This is a genomic window from Bacteroides sp. CAG:633 (genome assembly GCF_000435115.1).
Classification (GTDB): Bacteria; Bacteroidota; Bacteroidia; order Bacteroidales; family Bacteroidaceae; genus Bacteroides; species Bacteroides ndongoniae.
In genome coordinates, this window is the sequence record NZ_FR882967.1 from 1 (window position 1) to 1025 (window position 1025).

General features: G+C 52.9%; 2 protein-coding genes and 1 pseudogene. 2 read left to right on the forward strand and 1 reads right to left on the reverse strand.

From position 1 onward, the window contains the following. Positions 1 to 287, reverse strand: a pseudogene (locus tag QVP67_RS01195) (histidine kinase); the annotation flags it as partial. A 155-nt stretch (positions 288 to 442) separates the two neighbouring features. Here QVP67_RS01195 and QVP67_RS01200 point away from each other — a divergent pair. Then, positions 443 to 757, forward strand: a complete 315-nt coding sequence (locus QVP67_RS01200; RefSeq protein WP_288179769.1) for a nucleotidyltransferase domain-containing protein — start codon at positions 443 to 445, stop codon at positions 755 to 757. Continuing rightward, positions 754 to 876 carry a hypothetical protein gene (locus QVP67_RS01205; RefSeq protein ID WP_022161736.1) on the forward strand — a complete coding sequence of 41 codons (123 nt, stop codon included), beginning with the start codon at positions 754 to 756 and terminating at the stop codon, positions 874 to 876. The genes QVP67_RS01200 and QVP67_RS01205 overlap by 4 nt, the downstream gene beginning before the upstream one ends. Positions 877 to 1025 lie beyond the last annotated feature (149 nt).

The window sequence follows — 1025 nt, forward strand, 5'->3', positions numbered from 1 at the left end:
GCATCGGCTTCGTTGGGCGCCACCACAATCAGATCGGCTCCGGCGGCGATGAAATGTTCGATGTCGGCCGTCTGCTGCCGGTTGTCGTCACCCGCCGATCGGATGTCCACCTCCACACCGGGATAGAAGAGTGCTTCGCGCCGGATTTCCTTGTTCATCTGCGTGCGCCATTCGTCGTCGCTGCACTGCGACACGCCTATCAGAAAACGATGCTGTTCGGGCCCGCAAGCCGCGAGCAACAGACATAGTACGCACAGGGCAAGGTAGTAGAAGGTGTTGTGTTTCATGGCCTTTCTTTTTCTATTTAGAGAAGGCAAAGATAAGGAATATAATGCAGAAGAATGACAAGGCAGAAGAAAAGATTGGGGGAAAGGTTTGGAAATTGGCAGGCAAATACCTACTTTTGTATGTAGAACTTACTTTCTCTACGAACCGACTGCCTATGAAACGCCCGCAAATAGTAGAACGCATCCGCGAAGCTCTGGCACAAGTGGCGCCCGAGTCCCAAGCCATACTCTATGGCAGCGAAGCCCGAGGTGACGCCCGCCCCGACAGCGACATCGACCTGCTGGTGTTGGTGGACGGCGACAAGCTGAGCGTCAGCGAAGAAGAGCGTATCATCGCCCCGCTGTACGACATCGAGATAGAAACCGGCGTGGCCATCAATGCACGCGTCCTTCTGAGGAAGCTTTGGGAAAACCGCCCCTTCCGCACTCCTTTTTTCGTGAACGTAATGAGGGAGGGTATTGTACTATGAAAGAACAGCTGAGTCGGGAGAACATCGAGGCACTGGCTGCTTATCGCTTCCAACGGGCCGAAGAAACATTGGGCGAAATTCCTTTTCTGACTTCGCCTACTCCAGCGCAGAAGAGATAGACGAACTGTTGCCCAAAGCCGAAGCCTTTATCGACACTGTCAGAAAACTGTTACAGGAATAATCGGGTACGCAGGCATCACGCCTTCGTTCAAGCCCCTTCATTTCCCTGCATTGTAGGACACTTGCATTCCATTTATGAAACACTTGC

Coding starts and splice junctions, on each gene's coding strand:
- QVP67_RS01200 (WP_288179769.1), top strand. CDS start 443: ATGAAACGCCCGCAAATAGTAGAACGCATCCGCGAAGCTCTGGCACAA.
- QVP67_RS01205 (WP_022161736.1), top strand. CDS start 754: ATGAAAGAACAGCTGAGTCGGGAGAACATCGAGGCACTGGCTGCTTAT.